This is a genomic window from Methylobacterium sp. Leaf456, assembly GCF_001425465.1.
Taxonomy (GTDB): domain Bacteria; phylum Pseudomonadota; class Alphaproteobacteria; order Rhizobiales; family Beijerinckiaceae; genus Methylobacterium.
The window spans coordinates 422521-440989 of record NZ_LMQV01000001.1; the positions used below are offsets into that span (position 1 = coordinate 422521).

Here is an 18469-nt window from a genome sequence, read left to right on the forward strand (position 1 = left end):
GCGCGGAACCCTCCGCCCCGGTGCGGTTTAGCGCGGCGCAGCGACAACCGGCGCCGTCCGGCCCCCTCCTCTCCCACCCCGAGACCGCCGATGGTGCCCGATCCGCGATCCTCCGCCACCCCGGAGCGCACCCCTGCGCGCGCGGCCCTGCGCGGCCTCGACGCGCTCAACTTCACGCTCGCCGACGTGCGCGACGGGCTCGGGCCCTATCTGGCGATCTACCTGCTGGCGGTGCGCGGGCCCGAGCAGGGCTGGAACGAGGCGACCATCGGCCTCGTCATGACCATCGCGGGCATCGCCGGCCTCATCGCCCAGACGCCGGCCGGCGCCCTGATCGACCGCAGCCGCAACAAGCGCGCCATCGTCATCGCCGCCGCGGTGGCGGTGACGCTGAGCTGCCTCGTCCTGCCGTGGATCTCGAACTTCGCGCTCGTGGCGGCGACGCAGTCGGTCTCCGCCATCGCCGGGGCGATCTTTCCGCCCGCGCTCGCCGGCATCACCCTCGGTATCGTCGGGCCCAAGTATTTCGCCAAGCAGATCGGCCGCAACGAGGGCTTCAACCACGCCGGCAACGCCGTCTCGGCGATGCTGGCGGGCGGGCTCGCCTACCTGTTCGGGCCGATCGTCGTGTTCTGGCTGATGGGCATCCTGGCCGCCGCCTCGATCGGCGCGATGCTGATGGTGCCGGCGCGTGACATCGACGACGACCTCGCCCGCGGCCTCGACCATGCCGAGGACCAGGGCGGCGAGCAGCCGTCGGGCCTCGGCCTGCTCCTGCGCAACCGGCACCTGATGCTGTTCGCCGGGCTGTGCGCCGCCTTCCACCTCGCCAACGCGGCGATGCTGCCCTCCGTCGGCCAGCTCCTGACCAAGGTGGTCGGCAAGGATTACGCGACCTCGCTCATCGCGATCTGCATCGTCGCGGCCCAGCTCGTCATGGTGCCGATCGCCGTGATGGTCGGGCGCAAGGCCGACCAGTTCGGCCGCAAGCCCATCTTCCTGGCGGCCTTCGGCTTTCTGGCCCTGCGCGGCGTGCTCTACACGGTCTCGGACAGCCCGTTCTGGCTGGTGGCGGTGCAGTGCCTCGACGGCATCGGCGCGGGCATCTTCGGCGCGCTTTTTCCGATCGTGGTGGCCGACCTGACCCGCGGCACCGGGCGCTTCAACGTCGCGCAGGGCGCGGTCGCGACCGCGCAGGGGCTCGGCGCCTCGTTCAGCGCGACGCTGGCCGGCGTCATCATCGTCGGCGCGGGCTATTCCGCGGCCTTCCTCGTGCTGGCCGCGGTCGCGGCGGCGGGCTTTGCCGTCTACCTGCTGTTCATGCCCGAGACCTACGGCTACGAGCCGAAGCAGGGCAGCGCGAACGGTCCGGTCGTCCCGCCCAAGGTCGTGCCCGCGGAGTAGGTCAGCGCTCGGGCGGGATCGAGTAGGTGCCGGTGGCGTGGCAGACGATGTGCTCGCTGCCCGCGCTGCGGAGCGCCACCTCGCCGACCGCGAGGCGGCGTCCGAGCTTGAGCAGGCGGCACTCGGCGAACAGCGCGCCGGGGCCGGGTTTGCGCAGGAAGTTGAACGACAGGCTGGTTGTCACCGTGAGGCCCACAGGACCGATATTGGCCAGGATCGCGGCGTAGAGCGCGTAATCGGCCAGCGCCATCATGGCGGGACCCGAGACGGTGCCGCCGGGGCGCAGATGGCGTTCGTCGCCATCGAGCCGCATTCGTGCCGAGAGCGGGCCGACCGCCTCCAGATGGTAGGCGCGCTCGCCCGCGTTCATCTGAGGGAAGTCGCGGTCGAGGAAGGCGATCGTCTCTTCCAACGTCATGGCGAGCGATGTGTCTTGGGTGCTCATGCTCCGCCTTGCAGCACGGCCCGGCTTGGCCGACAAGGGCCCATGATCCCGACCCTCGACGGCGCCCCGGACGGTCTCTCGACGCGGCACGACCGCTACGCGGACGCGCGGATTCGTGAGATACTCAAAGCGACCCACTCGATTGCACTCGTCGGCGCTTCGGCCAATCCCGCGCGCCCGAGCTACATCGTGTTCAAATACCTGTCCGAGCGCGGCTACGCGGTGACTCCGGTCAATCCCGGTCTCGCGGGTCAGACCCTGCTCGGCCGTCCGGTGGTGGCTGGACTCGCCGACCTCCCCGGCCCGGTCGACATGGTCGAAATCTTTCGCAATTCCGCCGCCGCCGGACCGCTGGTCGATGAGGCGCTCGCGCTGCCGACGCCGCCCAAAGTCATCTGGATGCAGCTCGGCGTGCGCGACGACGCGGCCGCCGCCCGCGCGGAGGCCGCGGGGGTCGCCGTCATCATGAACCGCTGCCCGAAGATCGAGTACGGAAGGCTGTCGGGCGAGATCGGCTGGACCGGGGTGAACTCGCGGATCATCTCGGCCCGGAAGCCGGTGATGGCCAAGGGCGGGGTGCAGAAGCGGACGATCGATACGCCGTAGCGGCCCGAGCCAACGAAAACGCCCCAGGCCGAAGCCGGAGGCGCTCTCGAGAGGTTTGCAAAGACGATCAGGCCAGCGTCAGCCCGACATCCACATTCCCGCGCGTGGCGTTGGAATACGGGCAGATCTGGTGCGCCGCATCGACGAGGCGCTGGGCGTCGGCGCGGTCGAGGCCGGGGAGATCGACCGTGAGGTCGGCGGTGATGCCGAAGCCGCCTTCCGAGCGCGGGCCGATGCCGACGGTGGCGGTGACCTGGGTCTCGGCCGGGACCTTCAGCTTGAGCTGGCCGCCCGCGACCTTGAGGGCGCCGATGAAGCAGGCGGAATAACCCGCGGCGAAGAGCTGCTCGGGGTTGGCGCCGGAGCCGCCCGCGCCGCCGAGCTCCTTCGGGGTCGAGAGCTTGACCTCGAAATTGCCCTCCTCGGTGCGGGCGGAGCCGTCGCGGCCGCCGGTGGCGGAGGCGGTGGTGCGGTACTTCACATCGACGGTCATGGTCTGTCCTCGCGTCTCGAAGGGTCGGGAAGGCCGATCCGTTCGGCTTGCGATGGAGATAGACGACAGCCGGATTGCGCGCAATCTAGATGTCTCGGAGAGATATGCGCCTCCTGCATGTCGCCCCGCCCGATCCCGGCCTTGCCGCCGCCAGGGTCACGCCCTGCGTCCGGTCTCCGGCATCAGCGCGACGGCGACGAGGCTGATCGCGGCGGCGCCCGTGAGGTAGAGCCCGACCCAGCCGACGCCGCCCCAGCCGGTCAGCCACTGCGCGGCGAAGGGCGCGCCGGAGGCCGCGAGGATGCCGGCGAGGTTGTAGCTGACCGAAGCGCCGGTGTAGCGCACGCGGGTCGGAAACAGCTCGGGCAGGAGCGCGCCGAGCGGCCCGAAGATCCAGCCCATCGCCAGCAGCGACAGGCAGAGATAGGCCAGCACCGGTATGAGGCCGCCCCCGCCCCCGAGCAGCGGCCCGACGGTCAAGCCGACGAGGCCGGTGAAGGCGAGGCCCGACAGCATCACGGGCTTCCGCCCGAACCGGTCGGCGGCGATCCCTGAGAGCGGGATCGCCAGCACCATGAACAGGGCCGCCACGCATTCGAGCAGCAGGAACGTCTTTCGCGGGTAGCCGAGCGTCGCGGTGCCGTAGCTCAGCGCGAACACGGTGGCGAGGTAGAACACCGCATAGGCCGCCGCCATGGCGAAGGTGCCGAGCAGGGTCGGGCGCAGGTGCTCGGTGAAGATCGTGGCGAGCGGCACGCGCTCCGGCGGCGCCTCGGCGAGCGCGGCGCGGAAGGCCGGGGTCTCGGTGAGCTTGAGGCGCACGTAGAGCCCGACGGCGACGAGCGCCGCCGAGGCGAGGAACGGCAGGCGCCAGCCCCAGGATTCGAACGCCTCCTGGCTGAGCCCGACGCTGAGACCCAGGAACAGGAAGTTGGCCGCGATGAAGCCCACCGGCGCGCCGAGTTGCGGGAACATGCCGTACAGCGCCCGCCGCCCCGGCGGCGCGTTCTCGACGGCGAGCAGGGCGGCCCCGCCCCATTCCCCGCCGAAGCCGAGGCCCTGGCCGAAGCGGAGCAGGCAGAGCAGCGCCGGCGCCCACCAGCCGATGGCGGCGTAGCCCGGCAGGCAGCCGATCAGCACGGTCGAGACGCCCATGATCATCAGCGAGGCCACCAGCGTGACTTTCCGCCCGACGCGATCACCGAAATGCCCGAACGCCGCCGCCCCCACGGGGCGCGCCACGAAGGCGATGGCGAAGGTGGCGAACGCCTGGAGCGTCTGCACGCCGGGCTGACCGGCGGGAAAGAAGATCGGCCCGATCACCAGCGCGGCGGCGGTGGCGTAGATGTAGAAGTCGTAGAACTCGATCGCGGTGCCGACGAAGCTCGCGATCAGGATGCGCCGGGCGGACGGCGGGGGCGAAGGGGCAGTCGAAGCGGCGGTCATCGGCTCCAAGGCTTCTCGGCTCCAAGGTTTCTCGGCTCGAAGTCTACATTCAGGCGCCCCGGCTTTGCGGGAGCGGCGCGCGCAAGGCAATGCGCGCCCGCCGATCGGGTTGGCGCTGCCCCGCAACGATGGTAGGTGTTTCGCCACGTCTCCGTAGCTCAGCCGGACAGAGCACAGGTTTCCTAAACCTGGGGTCGGAGGTTCGATTCCTCCCGGGGACGCCATCGGCCGCCCTCCCCCGGTGCAACCGGTTGCAGGCTCGGCGGTTGGTCCTCCGATCCGGCACCGTATCGCGTCGCCGGGTAGGGACCGGAATGGACGACGATACGGCCACGCTCACATCACCGTCCCGCCCCGTCACCTTCCTTGGGCGCGGCCTCGGCCTGCGCGCGTCCGGACGGCTCACGCTTCTGGTGTGCCCGCTCTGCTCGCAGCGCAACGGCGAGCGGATGGCCGCGCTCGGCACCTGCGTCTGGTGCGGCTACGAGCCGTCGCCGCGCGACGAGGAGCCCGCCGCCGGAGACGTATTGCCAGCCGACATGTCTTCGGGCAGAACCTCCCGACTTTGTAACAAATGAGATTTTCTGTGGGTCCCGGCCGGCGAGGCTTGCGCGTTCGGCCGATTCGGTCGAACCAGATCGTGCAAGCGGAGCCGTGCGGGACCAGATGGCGGGGCAGAAGACCGACGAGCGCGATGTCATCCTCGGGCAGCGCATCGCCGAGCAGCGCAAGCGCTCGCGCTTGACCCAGCGCAATGTCGCCGACAGCTTCGGCATGTCGGCGGCCCAGCTCCAGAAATACGAAAAGGGCGTCAACCGGATCAGCGCGATCCACCTCGCCATCCTCAGCCGGATGACCGGCACCCCGGTCTCCGAGTTCCTCGACGGCATCCCGCACCCGGACGCGGCGACCGAGCGGGGTTTCGCCGACACCCCGCAGCAGCCGCTCGCCGCCGAGCCGTGGTCGGACCTCGCCCGCGCCTTCGCCCGCCAGATCAGCGAGAGCTTTAGCGACGCGCAACGGCGGGATCTTTCTGCCGCGATCGAGGCGTTCGGCCGCGAATTGAAGAACTGACGCGGCCCTTGGGCGGTCACTCGGCCTCCGAAGACCCCTCCCCGTCCTTGCGAGGCGCGGGGCCCGAAGCGACAGGCCGGCGGAGACCATTCCTCCGCCTGTCGTTCGTTATAACGGACGCGTTCGCCATTCCGCCTTGACCGTCCCTTTCGGCGGTGCGACAAGCCGGGTTCCGTTATGACGGGTCAAGCGACGCCGCGAAGGCGCGTGCCCGACGCTCGGGGGTTCTCATCCGATGCCGCGCTCAGACTTCCTGTTCACCAGCGAATCCGTGTCCGAGGGCCACCCCGACAAGGTGAGCGACCGCATCTCGGACACCGTGGTCGATGCCTACCTCGCCGCGATGCCCGAGGCCCGCCTCGGCGTCGAGACGCTGACCACCACGAACTACATCGTGATCGGCGGCGAGGTGCGCGGCCCCGATTCTGTGACCTTCAAGGACCTGGAGGAGCTGACCCGCGAGGCCGTGAAGGACATCGGCTACGAGCAGTCCGGCTTCCACTGGAAGAACAACCAGATCGACATCCGCCTGCACGCGCAGTCCGCCGACATCGCCCAGGGCGTGGACGCTGCGGGCAACAAGGACGAGGGCGCGGGCGACCAGGGCATCATGTTCGGCTACGCGTCGGACGAGACCCCGGCCCTGATGCCGGCCCCGATCTACTACGCCCACAAGATCCTCAAGGACCTCGCCGACGCCCGCAAGGGCAAGCAGGGCGATGCCGCCAAGCTCGGCCCCGATGCCAAGAGCCAGGTGACCGTGCGCTACGCCGACGGCCGCCCGGTCGAGGCGACCCAGATCGTGCTCTCGACCCAACACCTCGACGAGTCGCTCGACTCGGCCGACGTGCGCGCCATCGTCGAGCCCTATATCCGCGCGGCCCTGCCGCAGGATTGGATCACCGAGAAGACGGTGTGGCACGTCAACCCGACCGGCAAGTTCGTGATCGGCGGCCCCGACGGCGATGCCGGCCTCACCGGCCGCAAGATCATCGTCGACACCTACGGCGGCGCGGCGCCCCACGGCGGCGGCGCCTTCTCGGGCAAGGACCCGACCAAGGTCGATCGCTCGGCGGCCTACGCGGCCCGCTACCTCGCCAAGAACGTCGTCGCCGCGGGGCTGGCCCGCCGCGCTACGATCCAACTCTCCTACGCCATCGGCGTGGCCAAGCCGCTGTCGATCTACGTCGATCTGCACGGCACCGGCACCGTCGACGAGGCCCGGCTCGAGAGCGTGTTGATGGACGCCCTCGACCTGTCGCCCCGCGGCATCCGCACGGCGCTCCAGCTCAACAAGCCGATCTACGCCCGCACCTCGGCCTACGGCCATTTCGGCCGCGAGCCCGATGCCGATGGCGGCTTCTCCTGGGAGAAGATCGATCTCGCCGACCGGCTGAAGTCGGCGTTCTAAGGCCCGAACCGCCATGGGGAGGGATGAGACCATCCCTCCCGAGGCGGGCGGGAGCGACGAGCGCGCCTTCTACGGGCGTCGCAAGGGCAAACGGCTGCGGCCGGGCCAGGAACAGCGGCTGGAATCGCTGCTCCCCGATTTACGCGTCGCGCTGCCCGAGCGCGGCGACACCCTCGATCCCCCTGTCCTGTTTCCCGTTCCGGTGGACGAGGTGTGGCTGGAGATCGGCTTCGGCGGCGGCGAGCATCTCGCCGCCCAGGCCGCGGCGCATCCGCGGACCGGCATCATCGGCTGCGAGCCCTTCGTCAACGGCGTGGTCAAGCTGCTGCGTGCGGTGGACGACGGGGCTTTGCGCAACGTCCGCGTCTGGGACGAGGACGCCACCGCCCTCCTCGCCGCGCTGCCCGACGCCTGCCTGACGCGAGTCTACCTGCTCTATCCCGATCCGTGGCCGAAGCGCCGCCAGCGCAAGCGCCGCTTCGTGTCGGACGCCTCGCTCGCTGAGATCGCCCGCGTGCTGCGCCCCGGCGGTCATTTTCGGTTTGCCTCCGACATCGACGACTATGCCGGCTGGACCCTGGTGCGGGCCGCCCGCTGCCCGTCCTTGCACTGGACGGCGCAGACCGCCGACGACTGGCGCACGCCGTTCCCCGGCTGGCCCGGCACCCGCTACGAGGCCAAGGCGCTGGCCGCCGGTCGGCTGCCGAGCTACCTGACCTTCGAGCGCGTCTGACAATCGTTTGACGGACCTGCTTGAGGTCTGCGCGATGCGTTCTGCGCGCCTCAGGATGAGGGGGATGGGTGGGAAAAGTTGGCCAAATGGGTTCTGAACGTAGGCTCATCCAACAAAGCCTCGCTGACCGTCTTGCCGAAGCGCCCTCCGGGCACCATCACCGTCACGCTTGGACCTGCGCTGCGCCGGATGCTCCTGCGCGCCCGGAAGGGGGCGTTGCGCGGGCGAGGCCGCCCTATTTACGGGGTGCGGGACAAAACACGCGAGGACGACCGAGATGAACGCGCTGAACGCCCTCTTCACCGAGCACGAGCAGGCGGTCTGGCTCGATTTCGTGGCCCGCGGCTTCGTCGCGAAGGGTGAGTTGCAGGCGCTGGTCGAGCGCGACGACCTGCGCGGCGTCACCTCCAACCCGTCGATCTTCGAGAAGGCGATCGGCCACTCGAACGAGTACGACGACAGCCTCAAGGCCGCGCTCGACCAGTCCGACGCCCGCGTGATCGACCTCTACGAGGGGCTCGCCATCGTCGACATCCAGGCCGCCGCCGACGTGCTGCGCCGGGTCTACGACACCAGCGACGGCGCCGACGGCTACGTGAGCCTCGAAGTCTCGCCGTATCTGGCGCTCGACACTGAGGAGACGCTGACGGAGGCCCGCCGCCTGCACAAGGCGGTGGGGCGCGACAACCTGATGGTGAAGGTGCCGGCCACCCCCGCTGGCATTCCGGCGATCCGCCAGCTCACGTCCGAGGGCATCTCGGTCAACGTCACCCTGCTGTTCTCGCAGGACGTCTACGAAGCCGTCGCCCACGCCTTCATCGACGGGCTGACCGAATTCGGCGCCAAGGGCGGCGACGTGTCGAAGGTTGCATCGGTCGCGAGCTTCTTCATCAGCCGCATCGACACGCTGGTGGACAAGAAGCTCGACGAGGTCGGCGGCTACGAGGAGCTGAAGGGCAAGGTCGCGGTGGCCAACGCCAAGCTCGCCTATCAACGCTACAAGCGCGTCTTCTCCGGCGCCAAGTGGGAGGCGCTGGAGGCGAAGGGCGCGAAGGCGCAGCGGCTGCTCTGGGCCTCCACGGGGACCAAGAACAAGGCCTATTCCGACGTGCTCTATGTCGAGGAACTGATCGGCAGGAACACCGTCAACACCATGCCGCCCGCGACCATGGACGCCTTCCGCGACCACGGGACGGTGCGGGCCTCGCTGGAAGAGGACGTCGAGGGGGCGCAAGCCGTGATGGATCGGCTGGCACAGGCCGGCATCGACATCGAGGCGGTGGGCCGCCAGCTCGTGGACGAGGGCGTCGGGCTCTTCGTCGATGCCGCCGACGCGCTGCTCGGCGCGGTCGCGGGCAAGCGCGCGGCTCTGCTCGACCATCGCCTCAATGCGCAGTCGTGCAAGCTCGGCGACGCGCTGCAGAGCGCGACCGACAAGGCGATCGAGTCCTGGCGCGCGAGCGGCGCGATCCGTCGCCTGTGGGCGCACGACGCCACCGTCTGGTCCGGCCGCGACGAGGCGAAGTGGCTCGGTTGGCTGCGCATCGTCGAGGACGAGCTGGAGCGCGTCGATCTCTACGAAGGTTTTGCGGACGAGGTTCGCTCGGAGGGCTTCACCGACGTCGTGGTGCTCGGCATGGGCGGCTCCAGTCTCGGGCCGGAGGTGATTGCGGCCACCTACGGCCATCGCGAGGGCTTTCCGAAGCTCCGCATCCTCGACTCAACCGACCCGGACGAGGTGCGCGCCGTCGAGGCCGCGGTGAACCTCGAAAAGACCCTCTTCATCGTCGCCTCGAAGTCGGGCTCGACGCTGGAGCCGAACGTGTTTCGCGACTACTTCCTCGGCCGGATGAAGGAGGTCGTCGGCGCCGACAGGGCCGGCCGCCACTTCGTCGCGGTGACCGATCCGGGCTCGGCGATGGAGAAGGCGGCGAAGGACGACAACTTCCGCAAGATCTTCCTGGGCGTGCCGCAGATCGGCGGGCGCTACTCGGTGCTGTCCGCCTTCGGGCTCGTGCCGGCGGCGGCGGCGGGCGTCGAAATCCGCGAGTTCCTTGACGCGGCGCGGATGATGGTGCGCTCCTGCGGGCCGGCGGTGCCGCCGGCGGCCAATCCCGGCGTGCGGCTCGGCGCGGCGATGGGCGTTGCGGCCAAGGAGTTCGGGCGCGACAAGATCACCTTCATCGCCTCGCCTGGCCTCGACACCTTCGGCACCTGGGCCGAGCAGCTCATCGCCGAATCGACCGGCAAGGAAGGCCACGGCATCATCCCGGTCGAGGGCGAACCGGTGGGCGTGCCGGCGGTCTACGGCGAGGATCGGCTGTTCGTGTACCTGCGCCTGACGAGCCGCGCCGATGCGCGCCAGGACGAGGCGGTGAAGATCCTGGAGAGCGAGGCCCAGCCGGTGGTGCGCATCGACCTCGAAAAGGTCGAGCAACTGCCGCAGGAGTTCTTCCGCTTCGAGATCGCGACGGCGGTCGCGGGTGCGGTGCTCGGCATCAACCCGTTCGACCAGCCGGACGTGGAGGCCAGCAAGGTCGAGACCAAGAAGCTCTTTGCCAGCGCCGAGGAGACCGGCGCGCTCCCCGTCGAGACGCCGATCTTCGAGGACGATACCGTCGCCCTCTATGCGGACGCCGCCAACGCCGAGGCTTTGCGCCAGGGCGAGGGCTTCGAGGCGCTTGTCGCGGCCCATCTCGGCCGGGTGAAGGCCGGCGACTACGTCGCCGTGCTGGCCTATGTCGAGCGCAACGCGGCGCATCACGCGGCGTTGCAGGAGGCGCGGCTCGCCGTGCGCGACGCCTGGCAGGTGGCGACCTGCCTGGAGTTCGGCCCGCGCTTCCTCCACTCGACGGGGCAGGCCTACAAGGGCGGGCCGGCCTCCGGCGTGTTCCTCCAGATCACCGCCGACCCGTCGGCCGACCTCGCGATTCCCGGCCGCAAGCTCGGGTTCAAGACGGTGATCGCGGCGCAGGCGCGGGGCGATTTCGCGGTGCTGTCCGAGCGCAAGCGCCGGGCGCTGCGCATCCACCTCAAGGGCGGCGACGTCGCAAGCGGCGTCAAGCGCGTCGCGGCGGCGATCAAGGGCGCGGTGGCGTAGGCCGGCTCGGCTTCTCTCGGGGGAATGGGGATTCGCATCCTCGACCGCCGTCATTCCGGGGCCGCGCAGCGGAACCCGGAATCCACCCGTGATGCGCGGCGACTCACACCGTCGCGCCCAGTCGTGGATTCCGGGTTCGCCTTCGGCGCCCCGGAATGACGGCGGGGGGTGAAACGAAAAAAGGGCGGTGCAGTGCACCGCCCTTTTTCATGTTGGTGCACCACTCAGTGCGTGGTGAGCGGTCCCGGAATCGCCGCCTCGGCCTTGATCAGCAGGCGCTCCTCGTGGCGCTTCATGAAGAGCCAGAGCGCGAGGCCACCGAAGACCACGAAGGCGAGCAGGCCCAGCCCGATCGGGCCGATGATGTGCTCGATGGAGCGGCCGCACCAATAGGCGCCGAAGCCCATGATCGAGGCCCAGGCGACGCCGCCCAGCCCGTTGAAGATGAAGAAGCGGCGGGCATCGAGCTTGTTCACGCCGGCCAGCACGGCGGCGTAGGCGCGCAGCATCGCGGTGAAGCGACCGAAGAACACGATCTTCCCGCCGTGCTCGCGGAACAGGTACTGTCCGAGCTTCAGCCGCCCGTGGTCGAGGGCGATGAGATGGCCGTAGCGGAGCAGCAGCGGCATGCCCCAGCGGCGCCCGACCCAGTAGCCGAGGTTGTCGCCGAGGATCGCCGCGGCGGCGGCGGCGCCCACCACAAGGACGATGTTCAGGCCGCCGGTGCTGCCGGCATAGATCGCAGCGGTCAGCAGGATCGTCTCCCCCGGCAGGGGCAGGCCCGCGCTTTCCAGGGTGATGATGACGAAGACGGCGAGGTAGCCGTAATGCGCGATCAGGTCGCCGATCGGCAGCCCTTGCAGGAAGGACATGGATGAAAACTCTCCGCGATTCGTACGCGGCACTGTTGTGATGAACGTGGCCGCAACAGGGCGCACACTTCTTCGGCGCCCGCGACCGTCAGGCCTCCGCGGCCAGGGGCGCCGGTGCCGGTGCCGGCTCGACGGACGGCTCGCTCGCGACGACGGCCGGATGATCGGCGGTCGGCAGCGGGAACAGATGCATCAGCCCCTCGGACACGCCGAAGAGCAGAGGGTTCGCCCTGGGGCCGAAGCCGGGCGGCAGGAGGTTGACGGTGTCGATCATGGCGTGACGGGTGCCGGTCCCGCAGCGTGGGGGGAAGGATGTCGCGAATGGTGCCCCGCCGCCGGCTCAATAGGCGGACGCGCGGGGCGCTTCCGAGACATCAAGTCGCGACCGGGCCGTCGGTTGCACCACGTGGTCGAATCGCGTGCCGCCGGGCACGCGGTTCGGGCCATCGCCGGCGGCGCTCGCCCTGATCGGTTCTCGGCTCAGAGCCGGTTCGACGTGGCTCTTCATGATCGGTCGATTCTGCGACTCCTCCCATCCTCACCCTCATCCTGAGATGCGGAGCTTCGAAGGAGGGCTCCAGCGGATCGCGCGATACACCGGAGCTCTCCTTCGAAGCCGCTTCGCGGCATCTCAGGATGAGGGGATTTGATCGGATCGCCGGATCCGACAGACTCTCAGTTCGCCTTGAGGAAGCGCTCGACGCTGCCGCCGAGGCTGACCGAATGGCCGGCGAGGTTGTCGGCGATGCCGCGCACCGACTCGGCGAACTCGCCGGTGGCGTTGGCCGCGGCCGACACGCCGCCGATGTTGCCCGACATCTCGTGGGTCGAGGCCGCCTGCTCCTCGACCGCGCTCGCCATGGCGACCGTAAGGTTGGAGAGTTCCGAGACCGCCGCGGTGATGCCGCCGATGGCCTCGACCGCCTCGCCGGTCGCGCTCTGGATCGCCGCGATCTGGCCCCCGATCTCGCCGGTCGCCCGCGCGGTCTGCTCGGCCAGCGCCTTCACCTCGGTGGCGACCACGGCGAAGCCCCGGCCGGCGGCGCCAGCACGCGCCGCCTCGATGGTGGCGTTCAACGCCAGAAGGTTGGTCTGGTCGGCGATCGACTTGATCATCGCGACCACCGCATCGACCTTGCGAGCGCTCTCGGCGAGCAACCGGACGGTGGTGTCGGTGGCCTCGGCCTGGGTGGCGATGCGCTTGGCGCGCTCGGAGACGCTGCCGACCTGGCCGGAAATCTCCTGGATCGAGGCGGTCATCTGCTCGGAGCCGGCGGCGACCGACGAGGCGCGATGGCGCGCCTCCTCCGCCGAGCGGGTCAGGCCCTCGGCGGAGCGTTGCATCTCGCCCACCGCCGTGCCGACGGCCTCGACGACGCGCTTCACTTCCGCGGCCATCTGCACCTCGGCGGTCACCACCGCCCAGGTCAGCATCGGCCCGACATAGCGCCCGTCCGGTCCGTTGATCGCCGAGACGCGCAGATCCAGCGTTTCGGGCCCGACCTTGATCTTGGTCCGGTGCGGCAGGCGGCTCGCATCCGCCAGCATGGTGCGCTGGTGGTGGGGGTTCTTGTGGAACACGTCGAAGGACGAGCCCAGCATCTGCGCGACCTTGATCGGCAGGTGCTGCTCGATCGAGCCGAGCGTCGTCTGCGAAGTCTTGTTGAGGTAGTTGATCTTGAAGTCGTCTTTCGGGTCGGCGGTCATGACGGCGACGGGCATGCCGTCGATCATCGTCATCAGCCGGCTGGTCTCGTTCTTCTTGGTGGTGATGTCGGCGGCGAACTTCACCACCCGCTCCGGCTTGCCCGTGGCGCCGAGGACCGGGTTGTAGGTCGCCTCCAGCCAGACGCGCCGGCCGGCCTTGTCGCGGCGGGCGAACTCGCCCGAGGCGTATTCGCCGTTCCGGAGCTTCGCCCAGAAGGCATCGTACTCGGCGCCCGCGACGTAATCGGGGTCGCAGAACGTGCGGTGATGCTTGCCCTTGATCTCCTCGAGCGAATAGCCGACCACGGCGAGGAAGTTGCGGTTCGCGTTCAAGACGGTGCCGTCCATGGCGAACTCGATGGTGGCGAGTGATCGGTCGAGCGCGTCGAGCCTCGCCTGCGCCTCGTTGTAGGTCGGTTTCCGGAACATCCGCTCAGCCCCTGCAGCGGCGAGCCCCGCACGTCGTCGCGTCGAGGATCACCTGTCGATCATGGGGCGCCGAAGCCACTGACGCTGCTTTCGGGGTCAGTCACGTGTTCGCCGCCTCCTCACGAATGTTTGATCATGCGGGTTAAGAGGCAATTAAGTGCCGGGAGAATCGGGTAAAATTAGCATTTGATGTTTTCGAAAGTGCGCTCGGCCAAGTCTCTGAAGGAATTGACTGAGTGGCGGAATGCAGAGGGCCGGACGCTCTTTGGCCGGATGGCCTAGTCCGAATGCGCAAGTCGATACGATGTCCATGCGGCTCAGGCCGGGAACGGTTCGATTCTGCGATCGATCCCATCCTCACCCTCATCCTGATGGGCTCCGCGAAGCGGAGCCTCGAAGGAGGGCCCAAGAAGTCTCGGCGATCCGCTGGAGCCCTCCTTCGAGGCCGCAGACGCGGCACCTCAGGATGAGGAATTGGGTGGGATGGGCCCGTCAAACGAGCTCTCAACGCTTGGCGATGGGCAACTGGTCGAGCGGCACCGGGGCGGCATGGGGCCGGGTGCCGAGCATCGCGTCGATCAGCGCCAGCACCTCGGTGCGGCCGACATTGGCCGCCGGCTCGAACGGGGTCCAGGTCTGGGTGAAGTCGAGCCGCTCGAACACGTCGCGGTAATGGCGCAGCTCGTTCACGGTGAGCGGCACGCCGCGCACGAAGGCCTTGTGCGCCGAGATCGTCGTCGCCCGCCGGAAATCGTTCGGGTCGAGTTCGAACTTCAGGGCATCGCCGCAGAAGCAGATCTTGCGCTTGCGGTCGAACAGCACCGCGTGGCCGTCGAAATGGCCCGCCGTCCGGTGCAGTTCCAAACCCGGCAAGGGTTCCAGAAAATCGTCGTAGGGCCAGGAGACCTGAAGCGCGGCGCTCCACGTGAAGTCGGCGGCCGGCAGGCACAGCTCCGGGTCGAACCGGTCCTGGAGCTGCACCAGCGCGCCGTAGGCATGCGGGTGCGAGGACGAGAGCACCTGCATCCCGCCGAGCCGCGCGATCTGGTCGAGCGCGGCCTCGCTGAAGACCGGGCAGCCCTCGAAGCCCATGTTCCCGTGCTCCGTCTGGACGAGGTAGGCGCTCGGGCCGATGCCCGAGACCGGCTCGTTCCAGAAGCGCCAGACGCCCGGCTCCAGCTCCTGCCAGTGGCAGGGGAAGGCGTCCTGCGCCTCCCGCTCCGAGCGGAAGCGCCAGCCGTCCTGCGGCACGACGTGGCGGGCGTCGAGGCACATCGGGCAGGAGGGCGGGGCCGCGAAATGGCGCTGCCAGAACCCGCAATTGTCGCAGGTGTAGGCGGGAAGCTTCAGGGCGCCCGCGAAGGGCAGGTAACCGGGCACGGGCGATCCTGTCGCGACAAATGACAACGGCCGGAAGCTAGGGCTTCCGGCCGCGTTCGCATCCCCTGCGGGGCAAATGGTCAGCCGTGGGCGGCTGCGCCGTGCGGCTCGGACTCGGTTCCCTTGCCGCGCTTCTTCCCGATCCAGATCACGATCCTGCGGATCACGACGTAGAAGACCGGGGTGAGGAACAGGCCGAAGAAGGTCGCGCCGATCATGCCGAAGAACACCGCGGTGCCGAGCGCCTGACGCATCTCGGCGCCGGGGCCGGTGGCGATCACGAGCGGCAGCACGCCGAGGATGAAGGCGAAGGCCGTCATCAGGATCGGGCGAAGCCGCAAGCGGCAGGCCTGGACCGCGGCGTCCACCGGGCCCTTGTGCTCGCTCTCCTCGATGTCGTTGGCGAACTCGACGATCAGGATCGCGTTCTTGGCCGCCAGGCCGATGAGCACGATCAGGCCGATCTGGGTCAGGATGTTGTTGTCCTGCCCCCTGAGCTGCACCCCGAACAGGGCGGAGAGCACGCCGGTCGGCACCACCAGCAGGATCGCGAGCGGCAGGGCCCACGACTCGTACTGTGCCGCGAGCACGAGGAAGACGAGCAGCACGCCGAGCGCGAAGACGTAGATGGCCGTGTCGCCCGCCGCCTTCTGCTGGTAGGCGATCTCGGTCCAGTCGTAGGCGTAGCCCTCGGGCAGCGCCTTCTGGGCGATCGCCTCCATCGCGTCGAGCGCCTGACCGGTGGAGATGCCGGCCTGCGCCACGCCCTGCACCGGCACCGAGTAGTAGAGGTTGAACCGCTGGACGATCTGCGGGCCGCTGATCTCGCGGATCGTGGCGAGCGTGCCCATCGGCACCAGCGCGCCGGTGGACGAGCGGACCTTGAGCTGCTCGATGTCGCGCTTGGACATGCGGTAGACCGCGTCGCCCTGCACGCGCACCTGATAGATGCGGCCCAAGGTGTTGAAGTCGTTCACATACGTGCCGCCGAGCGCCGCCTGCACCGTCGAGAAGACGTTGGCGAGCGGCACGTTGAGCATCCGGGCCACCGTGCGGTCGATGTCGAGGTAGAGCTGCGGCGTGTCGTTGGCGAAGGTCGTGAAGACCCGCTGCACCTCCTTGCTCTGGTTGGCCTGCCCCAGCACCTCGCCGACGGCCGCCAGCAGCGGGCCGATCTCCGAGGATTGGCGGCTCTCGATCTGCATCTTGAAGCCGCCGCCCTGACCGAGGCCGCGCACCGGCGGGGGCGGGATGACGATGACGCGCGCCTCCTGGATGCCCGCGGTGGCCTTCAGCACGTCGCCGGTGATGACCGCGGCACTGCGCCCCTGCGCGGCCCGCTCCTTGGCGCCCTTCAGCGTCAGGAACATCACCGCCGCGTTGGTGGTGTTGGTGAAGGTCGCGCCGTCGAAGCCGGCGATGATGACGGTGTTGGTGACGCCATCGACCCCGCGGGCGATCTCGGCGGCGCGGTTCACCACCGCCGTCGTGCGGTCGAGCGAGGCGCCCGCGGGCAACTGCACGACGCCGATGAGATAGCCCTGGTCCTGATCCGGGATGAAGCCCGTGGGCGTGGTGCGCGCCAGATGCAGCGTGCCCGCGATGACGCCCGCGTAGAGGATCAGCATCGCGATGGTGCCGACGGCCGTGCCGGTGAGGAAGCGGACGGTGTGGCCGTAGCCGTTCGACAGCTTGTCGAACCCGCGGTTGAACAGGTCGGCGAGCCAGTTGACGAAGCGGGTGAGGAAGAACTTCGGCTTTTTGTGCTCGTGGTGCGGCTTCAGCAGGATCTTGCAGAGCGCGGGCGAGAGGGTGAGCGAGTTGAAGGCCGAGATGATGGTCGAGGCCGCGATGGTGAGCGCGAACTGCTTGTAGAACTGGCCCGAGATGCCGGGGATGAAGGCGGTCGGGATGAACACCGCGGCCAGCACCAGCGCGATGGCGATGACCGCCGAGCCCACCTCGTCCATGGTCTTGTGGGCGGCCTCGCCCGGCGACAGGCCCTCGGCCATGTTGCGCTCGACGTTCTCCACCACGACGATGGCGTCGTCGACGACGATGCCGATGGCGAGCACCAGCCCGAACAGGGTCAGGTTGTTGAGCGAGAAGCCGAGCGCCGACATCACCGCGAAGGTGCCGACCAGCGACACGGGGATCGCGATCACCGGGATCAGCGCCGTGCGCCAGCTCTGGAGGAACACCAGCACCACGATGACGACGAGGAGCACGGCCTCGAACAGGGTCTTGTAGACCTCGTGGATCGATTCCTCGATGAACTCGGTCGGGTTGTAGGCGATGCGGTACTCGACGTCCGGCGGGAATTTCGTCTTCAGCTGCTCCATCGTCGCCTTCACCGTGGCGGCGGCGTCGAGCGCGTTGGTGCCGGGACGCTGGAACGCGCCGATGCCGACCGCGGGCGTGGCGTTGAGGAAGGAGTTCGTCGTGTAGTCCTTCTGGCCCATCTCGACGCGGGCGACGTCGCGCACGCGCACCAGCCGGCCCTGGTTCGCCTTCACGATGACGTCGGCGAACTCCTCCGGCGACTGGAAGCGGCCCTGCGACTGCACCACGAGCTGGAAGGCGGCACCGGGTGCCGCGGGCGGGCCGTTGAGCTGGCCGGCGGCGACCTGCACGTTCTGCTCTTGCAGCGCGGTGGTGATGTCGGTCGTGGTCAGGCCGTAGGCGGCCATCTTCTGCGGATCGATCCAGATCCGCTCGGCATACTCGTTGCCGCCGAAGATCGTGATGTCGCCGACGCCCTCAAGGCGCAGCATCTCGTCACGGATGTTGAGGTAGATGTAGTTGGCCAGATAGTTCTGGTCGTAGGTCTTGTTCGGGGAGAGCAGGTGCACGACCAGCATCAGGTCGGGCGAGGCCTTGCGCACGATGACGCCGAGGTTGCGCACGTCCGGCGGCAGGCGCGGCTGGGCGACCGAGAGGCGGTTCTGCACCAGCACGTTGGCGATATCGAGGTTGGTGCCGACCTTGAACGTGACGGTCAGCAGCATCGCGCCGTCGTTGGTCGACAGCGACGTCATGTAGAGCATGTTGTCGACGCCGTTGATCTCCTGCTCGAGCGGCGTCGCGATGGTGGCCGCCACCGTCTCGGCGTTGGCGCCGGGGAAGCTCGCGCGCACCGTCACGGTCGGCGGCACGATCTCCGGATATTGCGAGACCGGCAGCTTCTCGTAGGCGACGAAGCCGATGATCAGGAAGATGATCGACGTCACCGAGGCGAAGATCGGCCGGTCGACGAAGAAGTGGGCGAAACGCATCGTTCAAACCTCTCGCCGCCGTGACGCGTGGGACGCCACCCGTGCGGCTTGCCGTCTGCGTTCAGGCCGGCACCTCAGATTGCTCCGGAAGCGC

The 18469-nt window shown here is 68.9% G+C and carries 15 protein-coding genes and 1 tRNA gene; 8 read left to right on the forward strand and 8 right to left on the reverse strand.

Features of this window, described 5'->3' with window-relative positions:
* The first annotated feature begins 90 nt into the window (after positions 1–90).
* Positions 91–1404 carry an MFS transporter gene (locus tag ASG52_RS01820; protein WP_056238184.1) on the forward strand — a complete coding sequence of 438 codons (1314 nt, stop codon included), beginning with the start codon at positions 91–93 and terminating at the stop codon, positions 1402–1404.
* Position 1405: 1 nt separating this feature from the next.
* On the opposite strand, the gene ASG52_RS01825 is transcribed toward ASG52_RS01820, so the two are convergent.
* A complete protein-coding gene (locus ASG52_RS01825) occupies positions 1406–1849 on the reverse strand; it encodes a PaaI family thioesterase (RefSeq protein WP_056238187.1) in 444 nt (147 codons plus the stop codon).
* Between the two features lie 42 nt (positions 1850–1891).
* On the opposite strand from ASG52_RS01825, the gene ASG52_RS01830 reads away from it, so the two are divergent.
* Positions 1892–2455, forward strand: coding sequence for a CoA-binding protein (locus ASG52_RS01830; protein WP_056238189.1), 564 nt, complete (start codon positions 1892–1894; stop codon positions 2453–2455).
* A gap of 67 nt (positions 2456–2522) precedes the next feature.
* Here ASG52_RS01830 and ASG52_RS01835 read toward each other — a convergent pair whose 3' ends face one another.
* Positions 2523–2948, reverse strand: a complete 426-nt coding sequence (locus tag ASG52_RS01835; protein ID WP_056238192.1) for an organic hydroperoxide resistance protein — start codon at positions 2946–2948, stop codon at positions 2523–2525.
* Positions 2949–3104: 156 nt separating this feature from the next.
* Positions 3105–4394 carry an MFS transporter gene (locus tag ASG52_RS01840; protein WP_056238194.1) on the reverse strand — a complete coding sequence of 430 codons (1290 nt, stop codon included), beginning with the start codon at positions 4392–4394 and terminating at the stop codon, positions 3105–3107.
* A gap of 147 nt (positions 4395–4541) precedes the next feature.
* Between ASG52_RS01840 and ASG52_RS01845 the strand changes: the two genes are divergently transcribed.
* The 6 genes from ASG52_RS01845 to ASG52_RS01865 all read left to right on the forward strand — a co-directional run bounded on the left by ASG52_RS01845 (position 4542) and on the right by ASG52_RS01865 (position 10712).
* Positions 4542–4618: transfer RNA gene (locus ASG52_RS01845), tRNA-Arg, on the forward strand.
* A 90-nt stretch (positions 4619–4708) separates the two neighbouring features.
* Complete coding sequence (locus ASG52_RS25835) at positions 4709–4972, forward strand: hypothetical protein (protein ID WP_156383749.1); 264 nt, start codon at positions 4709–4711, stop codon at positions 4970–4972.
* Positions 4973–5060: 88 nt separating this feature from the next.
* On the forward strand, positions 5061–5468 hold the full coding sequence (locus tag ASG52_RS01850; protein ID WP_056238197.1) for a helix-turn-helix domain-containing protein: 408 nt from the start codon (positions 5061–5063) through the stop codon (positions 5466–5468).
* Between the two features lie 235 nt (positions 5469–5703).
* Positions 5704–6879 carry a methionine adenosyltransferase gene (metK, locus tag ASG52_RS01855; protein ID WP_056238199.1) on the forward strand — a complete coding sequence of 392 codons (1176 nt, stop codon included), beginning with the start codon at positions 5704–5706 and terminating at the stop codon, positions 6877–6879.
* A gap of 13 nt (positions 6880–6892) precedes the next feature.
* Positions 6893–7612, forward strand: coding sequence for a tRNA (guanine(46)-N(7))-methyltransferase TrmB (gene trmB, locus ASG52_RS01860; protein WP_056238201.1), 720 nt, complete (start codon positions 6893–6895; stop codon positions 7610–7612).
* A gap of 277 nt (positions 7613–7889) precedes the next feature.
* Positions 7890–10712, forward strand: a complete 2823-nt coding sequence (locus tag ASG52_RS01865; protein WP_056238206.1) for a bifunctional transaldolase/phosoglucose isomerase — start codon at positions 7890–7892, stop codon at positions 10710–10712.
* A gap of 224 nt (positions 10713–10936) precedes the next feature.
* Here the strand turns inward: ASG52_RS01865 and ASG52_RS01870 are convergent, their stop codons facing one another.
* The 5 genes from ASG52_RS01870 to ASG52_RS01890 form a co-directional block, all read right to left on the reverse strand.
* Positions 10937–11584 (reverse strand): DedA family protein, encoded by a 648-nt coding sequence (locus ASG52_RS01870; RefSeq protein WP_056238210.1) that lies wholly within the window; start codon positions 11582–11584, stop codon positions 10937–10939.
* Between the two features lie 88 nt (positions 11585–11672).
* On the reverse strand, positions 11673–11858 hold the full coding sequence (locus ASG52_RS01875) for a hypothetical protein (protein ID WP_056238213.1): 186 nt from the start codon (positions 11856–11858) through the stop codon (positions 11673–11675).
* A 401-nt stretch (positions 11859–12259) separates the two neighbouring features.
* Positions 12260–13720 carry a methyl-accepting chemotaxis protein gene (locus ASG52_RS01880; protein ID WP_056238216.1) on the reverse strand — a complete coding sequence of 487 codons (1461 nt, stop codon included), beginning with the start codon at positions 13718–13720 and terminating at the stop codon, positions 12260–12262.
* Between the two features lie 504 nt (positions 13721–14224).
* On the reverse strand, positions 14225–15100 hold the full coding sequence (locus tag ASG52_RS01885) for an MBL fold metallo-hydrolase (protein ID WP_056238219.1): 876 nt from the start codon (positions 15098–15100) through the stop codon (positions 14225–14227).
* Between the two features lie 80 nt (positions 15101–15180).
* Positions 15181–18375 carry an efflux RND transporter permease subunit gene (locus tag ASG52_RS01890; protein ID WP_056238223.1) on the reverse strand — a complete coding sequence of 1065 codons (3195 nt, stop codon included), beginning with the start codon at positions 18373–18375 and terminating at the stop codon, positions 15181–15183.
* Between the last annotated feature and the right edge of the window lie 94 nt (positions 18376–18469).

What these genes read in the sequence shown, in the direction of transcription:
- ASG52_RS01820 (WP_056238184.1), top strand. Translation starts at nt 91, where the DNA reads ATGGTGCCCGATCCGCGATCCTCCGCCACCCCGGAGCGCACCCCTGCG.
- ASG52_RS01825 (WP_056238187.1), bottom strand. Translation starts at nt 1,849, where the DNA reads ATGAGCACCCAAGACACATCGCTCGCCATGACGTTGGAAGAGACGATC.
- ASG52_RS01830 (WP_056238189.1), top strand. Translation starts at nt 1,892, where the DNA reads ATGATCCCGACCCTCGACGGCGCCCCGGACGGTCTCTCGACGCGGCAC.
- ASG52_RS01835 (WP_056238192.1), bottom strand. Translation starts at nt 2,948, where the DNA reads ATGACCGTCGATGTGAAGTACCGCACCACCGCCTCCGCCACCGGCGGC.
- ASG52_RS01840 (WP_056238194.1), bottom strand. Translation starts at nt 4,394, where the DNA reads ATGACCGCCGCTTCGACTGCCCCTTCGCCCCCGCCGTCCGCCCGGCGC.
- ASG52_RS25835 (WP_156383749.1), top strand. Translation starts at nt 4,709, where the DNA reads ATGGACGACGATACGGCCACGCTCACATCACCGTCCCGCCCCGTCACC.
- ASG52_RS01850 (WP_056238197.1), top strand. Translation starts at nt 5,061, where the DNA reads ATGGCGGGGCAGAAGACCGACGAGCGCGATGTCATCCTCGGGCAGCGC.
- metK (WP_056238199.1), top strand. Translation starts at nt 5,704, where the DNA reads ATGCCGCGCTCAGACTTCCTGTTCACCAGCGAATCCGTGTCCGAGGGC.
- trmB (WP_056238201.1), top strand. Translation starts at nt 6,893, where the DNA reads ATGGGGAGGGATGAGACCATCCCTCCCGAGGCGGGCGGGAGCGACGAG.
- ASG52_RS01865 (WP_056238206.1), top strand. Translation starts at nt 7,890, where the DNA reads ATGAACGCGCTGAACGCCCTCTTCACCGAGCACGAGCAGGCGGTCTGG.
- ASG52_RS01870 (WP_056238210.1), bottom strand. Translation starts at nt 11,584, where the DNA reads ATGTCCTTCCTGCAAGGGCTGCCGATCGGCGACCTGATCGCGCATTAC.
- ASG52_RS01875 (WP_056238213.1), bottom strand. Translation starts at nt 11,858, where the DNA reads ATGATCGACACCGTCAACCTCCTGCCGCCCGGCTTCGGCCCCAGGGCG.
- ASG52_RS01880 (WP_056238216.1), bottom strand. Translation starts at nt 13,720, where the DNA reads ATGTTCCGGAAACCGACCTACAACGAGGCGCAGGCGAGGCTCGACGCG.
- ASG52_RS01890 (WP_056238223.1), bottom strand. Translation starts at nt 18,375, where the DNA reads ATGCGTTTCGCCCACTTCTTCGTCGACCGGCCGATCTTCGCCTCGGTG.